The 15,248-nt window shown below is 58.8% G+C and carries 17 protein-coding genes; 9 read left to right on the top strand and 8 right to left on the bottom strand.

Going from position 1 to position 15,248, the window contains the following annotated elements:
* Window positions 1-59: 59 nt before the first annotated feature.
* Window positions 60-638, bottom strand: a complete 579-nt coding sequence (locus AC13RM_RS03275) for a TetR/AcrR family transcriptional regulator (RefSeq protein WP_374817965.1) — start codon at window positions 636-638, stop codon at window positions 60-62.
* Window positions 639-780: 142 nt separating this feature from the next.
* On the opposite strand from AC13RM_RS03275, the gene AC13RM_RS03270 reads away from it, so the two are divergent.
* Window positions 781-1,143, top strand: a complete 363-nt coding sequence (locus AC13RM_RS03270; protein WP_374817835.1) for a DoxX family protein — start codon at window positions 781-783, stop codon at window positions 1,141-1,143.
* Between the two features lie 184 nt (window positions 1,144-1,327).
* Window positions 1,328-1,906, top strand: coding sequence for a flavodoxin family protein (locus AC13RM_RS03265; RefSeq protein ID WP_374817833.1), 579 nt, complete (start codon window positions 1,328-1,330; stop codon window positions 1,904-1,906).
* Between the two features lie 112 nt (window positions 1,907-2,018).
* On the opposite strand, the gene AC13RM_RS03260 is transcribed toward AC13RM_RS03265, so the two are convergent.
* The gene (locus AC13RM_RS03260) at window positions 2,019-2,918 is read right to left on the bottom strand and encodes a LysR family transcriptional regulator (protein ID WP_374817831.1); all 900 of its coding nucleotides are present in this window, start codon (window positions 2,916-2,918) and stop codon (window positions 2,019-2,021) included.
* Between the two features lie 110 nt (window positions 2,919-3,028).
* Here AC13RM_RS03260 and AC13RM_RS03255 point away from each other — a divergent pair, with 110 nt between their 5' ends.
* The 5 genes from AC13RM_RS03255 to AC13RM_RS03235 all read left to right on the top strand — a co-directional run bounded on the left by AC13RM_RS03255 (window position 3,029) and on the right by AC13RM_RS03235 (window position 7,531).
* Window positions 3,029-4,111, top strand: coding sequence for a 4-oxalomesaconate tautomerase (locus AC13RM_RS03255; RefSeq protein WP_374817829.1), 1,083 nt, complete (start codon window positions 3,029-3,031; stop codon window positions 4,109-4,111).
* A 47-nt stretch (window positions 4,112-4,158) separates the two neighbouring features.
* Entirely contained in the window at window positions 4,159-5,160 is a 1,002-nt protein-coding gene (locus AC13RM_RS03250; protein ID WP_374817827.1) for an ABC transporter substrate-binding protein, read from the top strand.
* Between the two features lie 11 nt (window positions 5,161-5,171).
* Entirely contained in the window at window positions 5,172-6,005 is an 834-nt protein-coding gene (locus AC13RM_RS03245) for an ABC transporter ATP-binding protein (protein ID WP_374817825.1), read from the top strand.
* A complete protein-coding gene (locus tag AC13RM_RS03240) occupies window positions 5,989-6,762 on the top strand; it encodes an ABC transporter permease (RefSeq protein ID WP_374817823.1) in 774 nt (257 codons plus the stop codon). Before AC13RM_RS03245 ends, AC13RM_RS03240 begins: the two co-directional genes overlap by 17 nt.
* Window positions 6,763-7,324: 562 nt before the next feature.
* On the top strand, window positions 7,325-7,531 hold the full coding sequence (locus AC13RM_RS03235; RefSeq protein ID WP_162738190.1) for a hypothetical protein: 207 nt from the start codon (window positions 7,325-7,327) through the stop codon (window positions 7,529-7,531).
* Window positions 7,532-7,548: 17 nt separating this feature from the next.
* Here AC13RM_RS03235 and AC13RM_RS03230 read toward each other — a convergent pair whose 3' ends face one another.
* The 6 genes from AC13RM_RS03230 to AC13RM_RS03205 all read right to left on the bottom strand — a co-directional run bounded on the left by AC13RM_RS03230 (window position 7,549) and on the right by AC13RM_RS03205 (window position 12,861).
* Window positions 7,549-8,316 carry a DUF2092 domain-containing protein gene (locus tag AC13RM_RS03230; protein ID WP_285171110.1) on the bottom strand — a complete coding sequence of 256 codons (768 nt, stop codon included), beginning with the start codon at window positions 8,314-8,316 and terminating at the stop codon, window positions 7,549-7,551.
* A 128-nt stretch (window positions 8,317-8,444) separates the two neighbouring features.
* Window positions 8,445-8,693: a DUF982 domain-containing protein gene (locus AC13RM_RS03225; RefSeq protein ID WP_374817820.1), complete on the bottom strand. Its 249-nt coding sequence runs from the start codon at window positions 8,691-8,693 to the stop codon at window positions 8,445-8,447.
* A gap of 89 nt (window positions 8,694-8,782) precedes the next feature.
* Window positions 8,783-8,980: a hypothetical protein gene (locus tag AC13RM_RS03220; protein WP_113233098.1), complete on the bottom strand. Its 198-nt coding sequence runs from the start codon at window positions 8,978-8,980 to the stop codon at window positions 8,783-8,785.
* Window positions 8,981-8,996: 16 nt separating this feature from the next.
* Window positions 8,997-10,136, bottom strand: coding sequence for a hypothetical protein (locus tag AC13RM_RS03215; protein WP_374817818.1), 1,140 nt, complete (start codon window positions 10,134-10,136; stop codon window positions 8,997-8,999).
* A complete protein-coding gene (locus AC13RM_RS03210) occupies window positions 10,133-12,073 on the bottom strand; it encodes a mechanosensitive ion channel family protein (protein ID WP_488554559.1) in 1,941 nt (646 codons plus the stop codon). Before AC13RM_RS03210 ends, AC13RM_RS03215 begins: the two co-directional genes overlap by 4 nt.
* Complete coding sequence (locus tag AC13RM_RS03205; RefSeq protein ID WP_488554558.1) at window positions 12,070-12,861, bottom strand: hypothetical protein; 792 nt, start codon at window positions 12,859-12,861, stop codon at window positions 12,070-12,072. Before AC13RM_RS03205 ends, AC13RM_RS03210 begins: the two co-directional genes overlap by 4 nt.
* A gap of 194 nt (window positions 12,862-13,055) precedes the next feature.
* Between AC13RM_RS03205 and AC13RM_RS03200 the strand changes: the two genes are divergently transcribed.
* Together AC13RM_RS03200 and AC13RM_RS03195 are read left to right on the top strand one after the other, a co-directional pair.
* The gene (locus AC13RM_RS03200) at window positions 13,056-13,349 is read left to right on the top strand and encodes a hypothetical protein (protein ID WP_488554557.1); all 294 of its coding nucleotides are present in this window, start codon (window positions 13,056-13,058) and stop codon (window positions 13,347-13,349) included.
* 126 nt (window positions 13,350-13,475) lie between these two features.
* On the top strand, window positions 13,476-15,185 hold the full coding sequence (locus AC13RM_RS03195) for a tetratricopeptide repeat protein (RefSeq protein ID WP_488554556.1): 1,710 nt from the start codon (window positions 13,476-13,478) through the stop codon (window positions 15,183-15,185).
* Window positions 15,186-15,248 lie beyond the last annotated feature (63 nt).

The raw sequence follows: 15,248 nt of genomic DNA, 5'->3' as shown, positions 1-15,248 counted from the left end.
ATTGAGGCCCTTCGTACAACTCCTGCTCCCCTGCTGCGGCCTCCCATCATTCGCAACATTTATCGTTGGAGCTGGCCCGACACCATCTGCATGATGAGTGTGATCCGGTGGGAACGGAACGCGGGCCTTATTCTTCCGTGACGCTCAAGCTCCGCCAATCCGTGGAGCGCCGCCCAGAAAGTCTCCGTGGCGGTATCCACATCCTGGGCGAAGGGCGCGATCACCGTTGCCATCGCTCCGAAGCCCGCACGGAGCTGCGGTGGCGTATCGGATCTGGCGAAGCGCAGACCGGTGGGAAGGATAAACATCGCCTCGTACATCGCCGGTCGGGCAAAGGCGAAATCGAGATAGGCGGTCGCGACACTTTCCACTGCCTCCCCGGGCGTGGACGACGGCCGGATCGCGGCACGGAGTATCACGGCCAGCTCGCCGAATCCTTCGAGCGCGACTGCTCCGACGATTTCATCGCGATTTTGGAAATGCGAATAGAGAACCGGCTGGCTGTATTCTATCTCGTCGGCGAGACGCCGGATCGTGACCGAAGCCCAGCCATCCCGTTCCGCGATCGTCCTCGCAGCGACAACGATCCTGCGGCCTCGCTCTTCCCTTTCCCGGGTCTTGCGTTCGCTGATACCCACCTTGGCTCCCGTCTTCATTCGCGCGATTTCTCTGATGCTGAGGCTATCAAAAAGAACGCCGATTGACAAACTAGCAATGCTAGAATATATGATGACGCTATAAGAGCTCGTTCAACGGGGCTCGCCAGAGAAGAGAATAGCGATGAATCTTCCAGTTCAAATTTTCACGGGCACAACGGTGCTCAATACCGTCCTGGTTTGGCTGTCTGCAGCCGCGTTTCTCGTCGGGGCCACGATCAATATGAGCGGCCATTCAAAAATCCGCGCGGGCTTCGTGCAGCTTGGATTTCCATTCTGGTGGTGCTGGGTCACGGGTGCCCTCGAACTCCTAACCGCGGTGCTGCTGGTTACAGCCGGCAGCCGATATATCGGCGTCGCCTTGGGCACCTGCATCATGCTCGCAGCGATCGTCGCTGTTGTTCGTATCCGGAATTATCGCGAGCTCCCGCCGCCAATGCTGTTCCTGCTGTTGCTGATGCTGGCCGGTGTCAGCGGTCATGCTTGAGCATCTCGCAGCAAATGAGTTCATCACCCTGAGAACGTCCGCGTAACTGGCTGGCTAAAACTATCCATCGCCAGGCCTCGGGCATCATCCGCCCCCCATCAACCTCTTCTGAAAGAAGGCACCGTACGGAGCGAAATCGTCTCCGGACTGCGCACAGCCACGGCCCCAAGGAGGCCAGATCATCATGTTACATCGCAAGGCCAATACAGCCGTCGTCTATCATTCCGGCTATGGTCACACTCAGCGGATGGCGGAAGCCGTCGCGGAGGGTGCAGGCGGCACACTTTACGCCATTGACGCCGACGGCAACCTTTCAGATGAGGCGTGGGCTGCATTGGATGCTGCCGACGCCATCATCTTCGGATCGCCGACCTATATGGGCGGTCCGAGCTGGCAGTTTAAGAAGTTTGCCGACACGTCCTCGAAGGCCTGGTTTGCCAACAAATGGCGGGACAAGGTCTTCGGAGGCTTCACCAACAGCGCCAGCCTGAACGGTGACAAGCTCAATACCCTCGAATATTTCGTTCTTCTGGCGGGACAGCATGGCGGTCTTTGGGTGAGCCTGGGTATGAAGCCGGCGAACGTAAAGGCATCGAAGCGCGACGATGCCAACAGGCTGGGATCGTACATCGCGCCCATGGCGCAGTCCGACGCCGATGCAGCCCCGAGCGAAATGTCGGTCGGCGATCTCGAAACCGCCCGCACCTACGGCGAGCGCGTTGCACGGATAGCGCTGCAGCTCGCATCGGCTCAGGCGGCCTGATATCGACGCCAGTTCTTAAGGCGTAAACGGCTGCCTGATCCCGTGGGTAGGGTGGCCGTTTTCTGCGGGACCGGCCCGTGGTGGTCCCTGGTTTTGAACAATCCGGCAGCGATTAGTTCTGCGTCCACGCGCCGATCAGCATGCGCATGAAATGTTCGGCAGCGGGCGACAGTGTTCCTCCCCGACGGCGGACGACACCGATCGTACGGGAAATTTCGGGATTTCGGATCGGGCGTGTGATCAGGAACGGGTGTTCCCCCTGCGGGGTCGCCATTTTCGGCAGCACGGAAATCCCGAGCCCCGCCTCCACAAGACCAAGCGATGTGGAAAGGTGGGTGACTTCGTAAAACCAGTTGAGCTTGATGTTCGATCTGGCCAGAGCCGCGTCAAGCAACGTCCTGTTCGCGCTGGAGCGATGAACCGTGATCAGCGGGTAGGGTTCCAGATCCTGCCATCGGACCTCTTTCTTGTCCGCTAGCGGATGGTCGCGCTTGGCTGCCAGGACAAACGGATCCTCGGCCAGCCTCTCGAAAACAAGATCGCTGTCGGAACTTCCCATGATGTTGATTCCGAACTCGACCTCGCCGCGTGCCACGGCCTGCAGTGCGTCAGTCGCGGTCAGATCGAGAATCCGAAGCCGAATATTCGGATATTCCTGGTTGAACTGGCGAATGACGGACGGCAGGAAATAAAAGGCTGCCGTCGGCAGGCATGCAATCGTCACCAGGCCTCCGCGCTTGGCGCCTAGTTCCCGCATCGAAAACAGCGAACCGTCGAATTCTTCGAGCATACGCTGCACCAGGGGCACCAGCTCGGTTCCAAGAGCCGTAGGCGCGACATGGCGCGTCGTCCTTTCCAGCAGCGGCGCACCGATCGCCTGCTCCAGCTTTTGGATGCGCCGGCTGAGCGCCGGTTGCGACATATTCAGCTGATCGGCAGCGCGATGAAAGCCCTGCAGTTCGACCACGGCAAGGAAGGCTCTAAGGTCAAGGATTTCGCAATTGATGTTCATTCGGTATCAATATCCTCGATTTTAGCATTTCACATATCAATCATTAATTCCATAATAGCAATAACAAGGCGGATTGATACGCTAATCACATTATACGGCGAGAAAAACGCATGAATGATTTGCTCTCCATACCGTGCGTCCTGATGCGGGGCGGCACCTCGAAAGGCCCGTTCTTTCTGGCGTCGGATCTGCCGCAGGACCCGGCCGAGCGCGATCAAGTGCTTTTGTCGGTGATGGGCTCCGGGCATCCGCTTCAGATCGATGGTATCGGAGGGGGAAATCCGGTCACCAGCAAAGTTGCCATCTGCGGCCCGGGAACGGTGTCTGGGGCGGATGTGGATTATCTGTTCGCGCAGGTTCGCGTCGACAGGCAGATCGTCGATACCTCACCCAATTGCGGGAACATGCTGGCGGCTGTCGGGCCGTTCGCGATAGAGGCGGGGCTTGTGCCGGTCGCCGGAGAGACCACCCTCGTCAAAATCTTCAACGTCAACACCGGCAAGATGATCGAAGCCGAGGTTCCGACACCGAATGGTGCGGTAGCCTATCTCGGTGACGCGAAAATCGACGGCGTACCCGGCCAGGCCGCTCCGATCGCGCTCACGTTCAAGGATGCGGCAGGTGCCCGAACCGGCCAGCTTTTCCCGAGCGGCAAATCGATAGAGACGATCGCCGGCATCGATGTGACCTGTATCGATTGCGCGATGCCGATGCTCCTGATCGAGGCAGCCTCGCTTGGCGTGACCGGATACGAGAGTACCACGGAACTGAACGGCAATCATTCGTTGATCGAGCGGTTGGAAGATCTTCGCGTTCTTGCCGGCGAGAAAATGGGGATGGGTGACGTTCGCAGCCAAGTCACCCCGAAACCGGTTCTCATCTCCCCCGCCAGATATGGCGGCGCATTGAACGTACGGTATTTCATGCCGAATGAATGCCATCCGTCACTGGCGACGACAGGCGCTGTCGGGATTGCAACGGCGTGCGTGAGCGAAAACACCGTGGCATCCCGCCTTATCGGCGTTCAAACACCGCCCGTCGTGCTTTCCATTGAACATCCGAGCGGCCATCTGGACGTGAAGTTGCAGTTGCGGGATGGGAAGCTCGTCGCCGGGATTCTTCGCACGGCACGCAGGCTGTTCGAGGGCCATGTCTTTGCAAAGCCCGCCAAAACGCTGGTTTGTGCAGCATAATCAATCAACCTATGGTGCCGGGAGGGTGCCAAAATGGAGGAGATCGAATGAAAAAACTTATTCTCGCACTCGCTGCGGCGGTCGCGCTGTCCGGAACGGCTTTCGCGGAACCTGTCCGCATTAGTGTTGGTTCCTACAACCTCAACAACCTGCCTTTCCCGGTCGCGCAGGGTCTGGGTCTTTATGAGAAAGAGGGCCTGGAGGTCACCGTCGAAAACTTCGCGTCGGGCGGATCGAAAACCCTGCAGGCGCTGGTTGCCGGCTCGACGGATGTCGCTGTCGGCTTTTACGACCATACGATTCAGATGCAGTCGCAGAACAAGCATGTTGTCGCCTTCGTGGAGCTCGGGCGCAATTCCGGGCTGGTGCTGGCCGGCGGCAAAGACGCGAAATTCGATCCGAAAAATCCGGAGACGATTAAGGGCGCCAAGATCGGGATCACCGCTCCGGGATCGTCTTCGGACTTCTTCATTCGCTACTATCTTCAGCGGCATAAGCTTTCCGCGAACGACGTTTCGATCATCGGCGTCGGATCGGGCGCTGCGGCAGTGGCAGCGCTTCAGCAGGGCAAGATCGACCTGCTCGTCAATTATGATCCCGCGGCGACGTTCGTTGTCGAGAAGGGTGTGGGAAAGATCCTGATCGATGCCCGCAACGACGATGGCGCCAAGGAAATCTATGGCGGCATCTATCCGACATCGGTGCTTTACGCCACGCAGGACTACATCGCCAAAAATCCGGAGATCATTCAGAAGGTCACCACCGCAACGGTAAAGGCGCTTCAATGGATGAAGACGCACAGCGCTGCAGAGATCGTCGAAAAGCTCCCGCCGGAATTCATTTCGGGCGACAAGGAGACGTATATCAAGGCAGTTGAAAACGCGCGGCAGATCTTTTCCACGGACGGGCTGCTTGACGAAAAAGATATCAAGACGCCGCTCGATGTCCTGACGTCGTTCAACGACAAGGTCAAGGCTGCCAAGATCGACCTTTCCAAGACCTATACCAACGAATTCGTAGCTAAGGTGCCGGCGACGGCATCGAACTGAGGGAGGTTTAGATGTCCGTGACAGCCTTGAAGCCGGCAGCACAGACACCGCATGCAGCGGCGGCGCCCAAAGCGATGGTGGCAATCGAAAATGTCACCATGGCCTTTGGCTCCTTCGTCGCGGTCCAGGATGTAAATCTGACGGTGGCCGATGGCGAATTCGTCGCTATCGTGGGGCCGACGGGCTGTGGCAAAAGTACGATCCTGAATGCGATCGCAGGTCTTTTGAAGCCGGCAAAAGGCTCGGTTTCCATCGATGGCAGCGTGGTCTCCGGCATCCAGAATAATATCGGCTATCTGTTCCAGCAGGATGCTCTGCTTCCATGGAAGACCGCGATCGAAAATGTGGAGCTGGGGCCGATGTTCCAACGCGTCGGCGCTGGCGAGCGCCGGGAGCGAGCTCTCAAATGGCTGGCGAAGGTCGGGCTCAAAGGCTTCGAGGATCGTTATCCCCATCAGCTTTCCGGCGGCCAGCGTAAGCGTGTGCAAATGGCGCAGGCGCTGATAACGGGGCCGAAGGTGATCCTCATGGATGAACCTTTCTCCGCGCTCGACATTCACACCCGGCATTTGATGCAGAATGAGCTGCTTCGGCTATGGCAGGAAGAGCAGCGGGCCGTGGTTCTGATTACCCATGATCTTGAGGAAGCGATTGCTCTGGGGGATCGTGTTGTGGTTCTGGCCTCGGGTCCTCGGTCGCGCGTCATCGACAGCTTCCCGGTCGATCTGGAACGGCCTCGCGATGTCGCGGAGATCAAGCTCGATCCCCGTTTTACTGACCTCTATCGCAATATCTGGGCTTCCCTGCGCGGTGAAGTGGAGAAAAGCTATGAACGCCATGACTGAGAGACTTACCCAACTGGCATTGCTGCTGGTCATCGTCGGTGGTTGGGAGCTCGGCGTGAACCTGGGGGTGGTCGATGTCTTCTTCTTTCCCTCGCCTGTCGATATTCTGAAACAGGTATTCACATGGGTCACCGATCCAGGCTTCTTCAAGCATGTGACCATCACCCTGACGGAAACGGTGCTCGGCTACGTTATCGGCACGGCTCTTGGCGTCGCTGCAGGCGTATGGCTCGGACTGTCACGCTCGGCTGCCCGAATCCTCGATCCGTTCATCAAAGGCCTGAACGCCATTCCGCGTGTGGTCCTTGCCCCTATCTTTGTCCTGTGGCTCGGCCTGGGCCTGTGGTCCAAGGTGGCTCTCGCCGTCACGCTCGTGTTCTTCGTAACCTTTTTCAACGCGATGCAGGGCGTACGTGAAGTCAATCCCGTGGTGCTGTCGAATGCCCGTATTCTCGGCGCGAAGAAGTCCGAACTGTTGCGCCACGTCTATTTCCCGGCTGCGGCGAGCTGGATTCTTTCCTCGCTTCGAACATCTGTGGGTTTTGCGGTCGTAGGCGCCATCATCGGTGAATATCTGGGCGCCTCGGCTGGTCTGGGATACCTCATCGCGCAGGCTGAAGGTAACTTTGATGCCGTCGGCGTTTTCGCGGGGATCTTCATCCTGGCAGTGTTCGTCCTGCTGATCGATCTCGTCCTGGATTTGGTCGAGGCTCGTCTGATCAAGTGGCGTCCGCGCGCGGCGGAGCGCACCACCTGATTGTCAAAAGCCTCATTATCAAAAGATTGCCGAAGGCCCCCGTCACGAAACGGGGGCCTTCGACATCGTGACCCCTTGCCGTCGGCATTGACGTAAAGGAAGTAAGTATCCTTTGTGTCAGTCGGCCGCTCCGGGCGGCTTCGTGTGTGCTCTATCTCGGGTCCTTGACCGCGACGTAGACGACGGCGTGACCGTTATATTGTGGTTCGAACCAATTTCCGCCGCAGTCCTGATAGGAGACGCCCTTGATCACGACCGCTGTGCAGGCGGGGGGGAGCGTAGCAATCACAGTACCAACGGCGATAGCCGTTGCTGCTCCCCATACGGCAGCGGGTACTGGCCCCCAATATCCGGGCCAATAGGGTCCAGCCGGCGGAGGAACCGGCCCATATGGTCCGGGGTGCGGCCCAGGAGGAATCGGGCCTGGGCCGGGATAGGGATGAGGCCCCGGATGCGGGTTCGGATGGGGTGTTGGCGTCGGCGGGTGAGGGTGCAGCCCGGACGGATTCGGGTGTGGAGCGGGATGTGGGGTCGGATGAGGTGCCGGGTGTGGCCTTGGCCCATGAGCGGGATGGGGCGCCACCGCTGGGTGGAAGCGCGGCTGGAAATGCGCAGGCGCGTTGAAGCCGCGAAAGCCCCCGCCGCCGGGATGAAAGCCGCCATGAAAACCGCCGCCGCCAAAATTCATGCGGGGCATCCGGCCGCCAAAGCCGCCCCTCGCTTCGGCGATATAAGGCGCAACAAGAGCCGTGACCAGAAGTGCGGATAGAAAGATACCGGGCTTTTTCATTTCTTGTCCTCCTCGCCGAGGAACTTGATTTTTTGAGCGCCTTCGGCCGGCTTGTAGGCGAACGTATCGTCCGGGATCGTCGCGTTTTCCGTCCATTCGAGAATCGAGGTGATCCTCGGCCGGGTAAGATCTTCGCGGTCGACAAGGGAAACTTTCAGGGGAAGGGGGGCGCCTTCCGTGGCGATCCAGATTTCCGCGTCCTGATCCGGCCCCCGATACGCCCAGTGATTGGTTTCCTTGCCATTGATATTGGCGTGCCCGACGAAGAAGCCTTCGCGGATCAGGTTGATCGGCGCGTCGGGCGTTCCCCAGGAGAAAAGATCCGCCAGCGGGAATGTGAGATGATATTTCTGGGCGGCGTGTTCCAGCGTGTCCTTGATGGTGGCCGGCGCTGGTACCTGAGCGTAGACGTTCTTGTCAGGCGACGCGTAGATAAGCGTCTTGCCGTCGTAGACGAGTTCGCCGTGAACGACGTCGGTTGCGAGATCGATGCGCAGGTGGTCGGGTCTTTTGACCTCATAGGTCGCTGTGCCACCAATTTCGAGCTTCTGGTCGGTGTCGAGGATCACGTCCGCCGTCGTTGTCGCCTTCAGGCTGAAAGTCTGCAGCGCTTGCAGGTGCTCGCCCATCTTCTTGAGGGCCTCGATGGATTCCGGCTCGATTCGCGGCTCCTTTGCATGCTGCTCCTGCGCGCTCATGCCGCTTGCAGCAATGAGCAGTGCTATCGTCGCGAGCGCGAGGCGCGACCGTTTCAAATGAAGCATCGCATTGCCTTCCTTTCTCCCGCATGGATCGGGACAAGGTAAGGCTAGGCGTTCGGTGTTACGTCAAGGAAGTACGCAACGGTAAACACAGACGTAAACGCATGCGTGGTTGCGCGGTTGCCATCACATTATGATGTTGAAAGTCCCGCTGATCTTGCTGCGGTCAGGAAAGCGTCTCTCGCATCGCCGAGACCGGCATTGCCTTCGAAGACTTCAAGGCAGATGCGAAGAGCTTCGTCACGCTCAGGACTGTGATCCGGCTCGGGCCAGATGTCCATCAGGCAATCGGCAGCTTCTCGAACTGTAGTGATGGTCTGGCGCCCGTATGGGCGCGGCAGATCGATCGCAACGGGGGGGTGCCATTTTGCGTCATACATGTCCCGCTTCCTTTCGATACCACTCTCCAAGACCGTACGAGAGACAGCCACGGAAAGTTGCAGCGACATGAAGTCGGATGACGCCTTTATCAGCTTCTGTCTTTTCGGGAACGCAGGCCTTTGAGGATTCTCGGCGCATAGATCACGCAGGCGATGGATGCAGCCAGCATCAGGAGCGAGATCGCCAGCTGGACCATGTCATATCGCAGGGTACTTTTCGCGAAGAACCACCCGGAGATGACACCGGCAATTGCGAAGGGTACGCGAACGACGATGGGAAACCACATCGGATAAGTCCTTCTCTCAAAGAAGCAATAGCCGCTTCACCATCGAACCAAGTTGCGAATACGGCAGGAAAGAAGCGCCTGTTGCAGCCAGTGGCAAAAGAGCAGGCAAGAGAAGCGGCCAAAGGTTGCCACGATTGATGAGAAAGCTCGACATTTGCGTCGACGCCACCCAAATCGGCCTGGCGTCATGAACTTCGATGAATTGCTCGTCTTTCTCGTCGTTGCACATGTTGGCGCCCAGAATTGCTCGCTCGTTCCAGCGTTCATAGTTCGTCGCCCTGATCATCGCTGCAAGGATTGCTTTCTTCTTCAGCTGTGTGATTCGGATGGCAAGCCCGACGAGCGGAAGCGCATAGTAAAGCGTCACCACCGTGAGCCAGCCTGCGCAGATCATGGTGAAGAAGGTTGCGGTCATGCTTTCGTGTTGCACGACGTGACCGATTGATGCAGCGGCCACACAGCTGACAGCCAGGGTGAAGAGGCTATAGCCGGTTGGATAGAGGCCCAGAAAGCCCAGACCTGCGTGACCGTCGGGATGTGTGACCACCAGCCGTAGATGGCACTCCGCGACATCGGCAAGAAAGCTCGCCCAGACGAGATGTTTCCAGATGAGCCTGCTGAGAAGAAACCAGTAGATCGTGTTGCTGACCAGCAGACACCATATGCCGGCGACGGTAAGCGAACTCTGCGACGTTGCCCATGGTGGCGCGCCACCGCTGAGGAAATTGCAAGCATTTGCGCTCGAGGCCGCCAGGGCGACCAACAGGCTCGCCGCCTCTGCGATACCGGATGTCGAGCGCGTTCTCGCGTCTTCGATGGCTCTCGTCGCGTCCGTATTCGACACGGTTGCGATCAACGGCACCCGAAACAGCAGGTTGGTGCATTCGTCGATCGTGGAGGCGATCGGCTTTTCCGCCAATGTCAGCAGCACGGGCGCGATCAGGAATTTCGCCCAGGCTCCCCAATCCTGCAGGAATACGCCTGCAAGGTAGGCGCCACCGGTCGAAAGCAACATCAGGAGCGGTACGACCGCCGTCAATGTCGCAAGCACAAAGGCTCTCCAGCCGCGCTTGCGCATCCCCATCCGCGAGGCCAGCCGGTAAAAGGGGCCTCCATGCATGATGCGGATCCTGCTATCGTCGTCGTCATGGCTCAAGTGTTGCCCTCCGCCTCCGCCACCGATGCCTTGGCCTTCTGCGCGAGCAACGAAGCGTGGCCGGCAGCACTGCTGCCTCTATCATCGCCGCCGACGTTCACTGTCGGCTGCGCAAATTCGATCCCGTTCTCCTTGAAGGCTTCCCGGATTTTCAGGTAGGCCTTGCGACGGATATAGGTCTGCATTCCGGGCACGGTCATCATCCCGAAGCTCAGCACCATGCCGTAGTCGCTGAACTCCTCGACGCCCTTCAGCTTCAGTGGCTCGATGAACAGGGGTCCCAACTCCGGATCCTGCTTTAGATCCGCGCCGATCTGCTTGGTAAGCTTGCGGGCTTTCTCGACATCCGTATCGAAACCGACGGACACACGGAATTTGTCGATCACCCAGTCGCGGCTCATGTTTTCGACGGCGCCGAGCTCGCCAAACGGGACGGTGAAGACCGGACCTCGATGATGGCGCAACCGTACGGAGCGCAGGCTGAACCCTTCGACCGTGCCCTTGTAGTTTTTCGCCTGGATATATTCGCCGACCCGGAAGGCATCATCGAACATGTAGAAGACGCCGCTGATGATATCCTTGACCAGCGTTTGCGAGCCGAAACCGAGGGCGACGCCGAATATTCCGGCACCGGCGATCAAGGGGCCGATCTGCACGCCGAATTCGGAGAGAATGATCAGACCCGCCATCACAATGACCGCCACGGCAAGCGCGTTGCGCAGGATTGGCAGTAGGGTGCGGAAACGCGCCTGGCGGGCCGCATCGGCCGGGGCAAGGGCCGATGTATTCGACGACGCGGCCAGCTTGCGATCGATCCAGTTCTTCGCGAGCTGCCAAACCAGATCGGCAAGGAGGAGGATCAGGACGCTTTTCAGGAGCCCGTAAAAGATCGCGGTGACGGCGGGATTGCCGTGGCCCAGCCCTTCCGGGTTCAATTGCCAGACAATGGCAAGCCAGCCCGCAGCTGCCGCGATGACGAGCGCCCGGGCGCCGCGAACGATAAGTACGCGCCTCACTTCCGAGGCGTCGCTGCGGACCATGCTTTCGACGGCACGGCCAATGCCCGACAAAAGCACAGGCAGCGCTACGATATAGAGGCCAAGCCAGAACAGGGTTTTGAGGCCGAATGCCCACAGGCACCACACCACAGCAAGCAGGAGCGTCAAGGCCGCCTTTGAATTTATCGAGCGCTGCCATGACGTCCAGATGGCCTCGGTCGCTACCGCCAATGCGATGATCGAGAAGCAGATCGAGGTCGCATCGGCGACGGGCTCAGCAACGCCGAGCGGACGTGCCAAAGCAGCACTGGCGACGGCGAACGATAGCACCGCGACAAGAATGCGGCCTCGCAGACGAAGCGAGGATTGAGAGACCGCAATGCCGATCAGAGCCGAGCAGAAGCGAAAGACGACGAAGCCCGTCAGATAGGCAAGAAGGACGAGGCGAGCGAGGGGTGGCCACTCAACGGCGAAAAAGACGATGGCAATGCCCAGCGCGAACACGCAGATAGGGGCAAGCCGCGCCGGGAGCCCTTCGTCTGACGAACGGGCTTTCCTGTACAGCCATTCGGCGGCGAGGCCCAGTGCGACAAGGCCGGCGAAGATCAGGAAAACGGGTGCGAAGCCATGTGCGACCGCATCCTGGCGTACCCGTAGGGAGGCAGAGAGAAGTTCCGACGGTACCGAGGGAATGGCGGAGATGATCTCGTTGATATGGGCGCGGGTGGAGGCCTCCCAACTCGCCAGGCCTCCGGCGTGCGGCACCGCGGTAGATTGAGGAGAGGAGGCCGGTGCCGGCTGTGTCGTCAGCCAGCGACGAATATCCGGGTCTTGAAGGAGCTTGAGGAGATCATCGATCTTCTGTTGCTGGGCCGGCCCCGCCGCAGCTTCCATATTGGCACCGACATCGAGGAATGCCCGGACCGGCAGCCAGCTCATTGCGATGGCTTTCTGATCGGGAACTGGAAATTCAGGCCCGCGAAAATCTGCCAGCGCGGCGCCCCCGGGCCATCGTTCCAAACGGTATATTGCGGCTCGATGAAAGCGTTCACCGTCGTGCCGTTTTGAAGTGGGATGACCTTGCCGGCGCCGAAGCCGACCGGGATATAGCTGCTGCCGTTTTCCAGATTGAAATTCCAGGTCGCCGAAGAACGCAGGTACCAGCCGTCTTTCAGATTAAAATTCACGATCGGCTGGAAGGTCATGAGATTGACGTCCTCACGATCCTCCTTGCCTGCAAATGAGGCTTGATAGGTTACCAGTCCGGCCAGCAGTCCCCAGTCCTGTGGGGCGACCACGATGCCGGCTGCGCCTGCCTGCCATTTGCCGTTGCCGAGTTGCCTATCGGTTGCCGTCGGCAATACGACGAGCGGGCCGCCGCCAAAGGTTATCTCGCCCTTTTTCGGTAGGACGAAGATATCCATCAAGGTGAGATCGCCAAGGCCAGTGACATAGCCGCTCGGTGTATCGGGAGACGTCGCAACGGGCAGCGTGAACCTGAACAATTGCGGAAGCCCGCCGAGATCCGACGGCACTAGTCCTCGCAGCAGGAATTGGTTTGCTTTCGGATCGCCGGGCGTATCGGCAAAGCTCGGTATATAGTAGTCCTGCAAGTTGATCGTAATCTTCGGTGTCAGAGGATTGTTGGCCTCGTTGACATCGGTATGCTCCTGAGCAGCCGCAGCCCCCGCCGAAAGAACACATATGATTGCAATCCAAGCCTTCATCCGAGCAGCCTCCACATAAGCTGCTGCCATGAAGTCATGTTCGCCGCGGGCGCGCGAGTACGCAACGGTAAATCCCCGTGTAAACGATGCCGGTGCGGCACCCATTGCAAGGTATTTACGGTAACGTACTTACGTTTTCCGGCACGAGATCTCATAGTCGATCGACAACCGTCTTGGGGAAGATCGTCGTTACGATGGATAAGCGCGATAGCGACGCCGGTCATGCGAGCAAAACTGCACAGCGCGGTCTATGGCGGCTCATGCTCAAGCTGCCGGCGTTAAGGGGACGGCTTCAGATACTCGCGGCAAGGAGCAGGCAGTTCGACGATCTTTTTGAAGCTTACGAGGAAGCAAGTCACGCGCTGGAGCGGTTTCAGCGGGAGGGTAAGAGCAATCGTCTGGTTGAGGAATACGAGACTGTCTGCCGCGACATTGAAGCAGACATCATTCAACACATTCTTCAAAGCGGATCCGACGTTTCAGATTGAAACGTTTGCCTCTGGGTAGGTTTAGCCCGCATTGGTTTTGTTCGCAATTTGTATTGCAACCATCCATTATATAGTTATACATACAATAGTCCTACATTAGTATTTACGTATGTGGCGGCTGGGGAAATGGGTAGCAAATCGCACGAGATGGGAGAGCGTGAGGCCTCCCTCGACAGCGCGAGACTTGAGCTTGAGCGGTTGCTCGGCGACGACAGGTTTCGTGTGTCCGACCGGCAGCGTGACATTCTCCGCTATTTGGCCGAACGCCGACTGTCAGGATGTGAAGAGGGTGTGAAGGCCTATTCCATTGCCCTTGACGTCTTGGGCCGACCAAGCGGGTTCGATGCTGCAAACGACCCCATCGTTCGAATCGAAATCAGCCGTCTGCGGACCAGTCTGGAAAGCTATTATAGCGTATTTGGCGCGGAGCTGGGCGTATCGATACATATTCCGAAGGGCAGCTATCTAACGCTGTTTCTCAAGACGCCGCTCGTTCGAGAGTATCGGACCCTTGCTATCACAAACGAGTTTGCCCGTCCGACGAAGGCGTCGGGGCTGGGGTTTGCGATCGCGCCAGTAAAGCGCCGGCGCTATTGGATCGCGGTCGCGGGAGCAGCACTGGCGATACTTGGCCTGCTTGCGGCTGCTGGCCTCCTGCGCCTGGCGCCGGCGATAACGACCAAACCGACACTGACTGTAACAATGTTGGCCGCCTCGCCCGACATGGTTGGCGAAGCTGGCCTCGCGCGGGACATGCTGCTCACTGCGCTCACGCAGTTTCAGACAATTGTGGTGGCAAAACCAACCTTCGCTGCCGTGCGTAAGGGTGGCACCGAACGCAGCTACGATGTTGAGATCAAATACTATGGCGATAGCGATGATCGCAGCGTCTGGTGGCAAATTGTCGACCGTAGTTCCGGGGACCTTCTGAAGTCAGGCGTCGAGCGGGTGGAGGCCAATGGTCGAAGTGTTGCTGCGGTCCAGGAGGAGATGGCTGGCATATTGGCAAGACGAATTGCAGCGACCCGTGGCATCGTCAACACCATCGAAATGCAGCACAGTTCAAAGGGTGCGCTCGGTAATGCCTGCGTGCTTCGAGCGGAGTTTGCTTTGGACGAGGGGGGAAGTCTCGATACGACGGCGGCCGCCGACTGCTTGGAACGCACACTAGTGCGGGTGCCTGATGATCCCGATGCGAATGCTCTTCTAGCCCGCGTCCTGTTATCGCCACGCGGGCACCCGATCGATGCCGTTACGCGTGCTCGCGCACTCGCGCTTGCGAAACGGGCAGCCTCGCTTGCGCCATTGTCCGATCGGGCACAGACGGCCTTAATGACGGTACATTTCCTCGACGGCAGGACTGACGCCGCCATCGAAGCGGGCAATAGGGCGATCTCGCTCAATCCTCATAGTCCCGAGGTCGCGGCATCTATGGGGCTCGTACTATTCTCATCAGGCTATTGGAAGGCTGGCGTGGATCTGGCGCGGACGGCCAGCGACGAGAGTGATGCGCCGCCCCGCGACGCGATGCTGGTGCTTGCGCTCGATGCCTATCGAAACGGTAATTGGTCGGAAGCATCGTTGCTTGCGGAGCAGGTCAACTGCACCGATTTTATGGTTCGTGCCGTCAGAGCGGCGGCTTTGGGCCAGCTCGGCGCACCGGATGCCAATGCTCGTCTCGATGATGCCATGGGGCGCGATCGCGATTTCGAACGCCTTTTTCATCAGCGAATGGCGACCGCTCGAATGCAGCCCCAGATCGTAGCGGATCTTGAAAACGGACTTTCTAAGGCTGGCGCCAATTTTGCCGCGTTCGCCAGCAGCAGCCGGCCGTAACTTACGCCTGCATTTACGGTTGCGTACTTGTACGGAATGCTGGTGCGCCCCATCCTGCCGTCA

The organism is Martinezella sp. CNPSo 3732, assembly GCF_057784515.1.
Note: the sequence above shows the minus strand (reverse complement) of the source record. Positions and strands in the feature narration are given on the sequence as shown.

What these genes read in the sequence shown, in the direction of transcription:
- AC13RM_RS03260 (WP_374817831.1), bottom strand. Translation starts at nt 2,918, where the DNA reads ATGAACATCAATTGCGAAATCCTTGACCTTAGAGCCTTCCTTGCCGTG.
- AC13RM_RS03200 (WP_488554557.1), top strand. Translation starts at nt 13,056, where the DNA reads ATGGATAAGCGCGATAGCGACGCCGGTCATGCGAGCAAAACTGCACAG.
- AC13RM_RS03235 (WP_162738190.1), top strand. Translation starts at nt 7,325, where the DNA reads ATGAGCGGGATGGGGCGCCACCGCTGGGTGGAAGCGCGGCTGGAAATG.
- AC13RM_RS03270 (WP_374817835.1), top strand. Translation starts at nt 781, where the DNA reads ATGAATCTTCCAGTTCAAATTTTCACGGGCACAACGGTGCTCAATACC.
- AC13RM_RS03230 (WP_285171110.1), bottom strand. Translation starts at nt 8,316, where the DNA reads ATGCTTCATTTGAAACGGTCGCGCCTCGCGCTCGCGACGATAGCACTG.
- AC13RM_RS03205 (WP_488554558.1), bottom strand. Translation starts at nt 12,861, where the DNA reads ATGAAGGCTTGGATTGCAATCATATGTGTTCTTTCGGCGGGGGCTGCG.
- AC13RM_RS03265 (WP_374817833.1), top strand. Translation starts at nt 1,328, where the DNA reads ATGTTACATCGCAAGGCCAATACAGCCGTCGTCTATCATTCCGGCTAT.
- AC13RM_RS03220 (WP_113233098.1), bottom strand. Translation starts at nt 8,980, where the DNA reads ATGTGGTTTCCCATCGTCGTTCGCGTACCCTTCGCAATTGCCGGTGTC.
- AC13RM_RS03210 (WP_488554559.1), bottom strand. Translation starts at nt 12,073, where the DNA reads ATGAGCTGGCTGCCGGTCCGGGCATTCCTCGATGTCGGTGCCAATATG.
- AC13RM_RS03245 (WP_374817825.1), top strand. Translation starts at nt 5,172, where the DNA reads ATGTCCGTGACAGCCTTGAAGCCGGCAGCACAGACACCGCATGCAGCG.
- AC13RM_RS03255 (WP_374817829.1), top strand. Translation starts at nt 3,029, where the DNA reads ATGAATGATTTGCTCTCCATACCGTGCGTCCTGATGCGGGGCGGCACC.
- AC13RM_RS03195 (WP_488554556.1), top strand. Translation starts at nt 13,476, where the DNA reads ATGGGTAGCAAATCGCACGAGATGGGAGAGCGTGAGGCCTCCCTCGAC.
- AC13RM_RS03225 (WP_374817820.1), bottom strand. Translation starts at nt 8,693, where the DNA reads ATGTATGACGCAAAATGGCACCCCCCCGTTGCGATCGATCTGCCGCGC.
- AC13RM_RS03250 (WP_374817827.1), top strand. Translation starts at nt 4,159, where the DNA reads ATGAAAAAACTTATTCTCGCACTCGCTGCGGCGGTCGCGCTGTCCGGA.
- AC13RM_RS03240 (WP_374817823.1), top strand. Translation starts at nt 5,989, where the DNA reads ATGAACGCCATGACTGAGAGACTTACCCAACTGGCATTGCTGCTGGTC.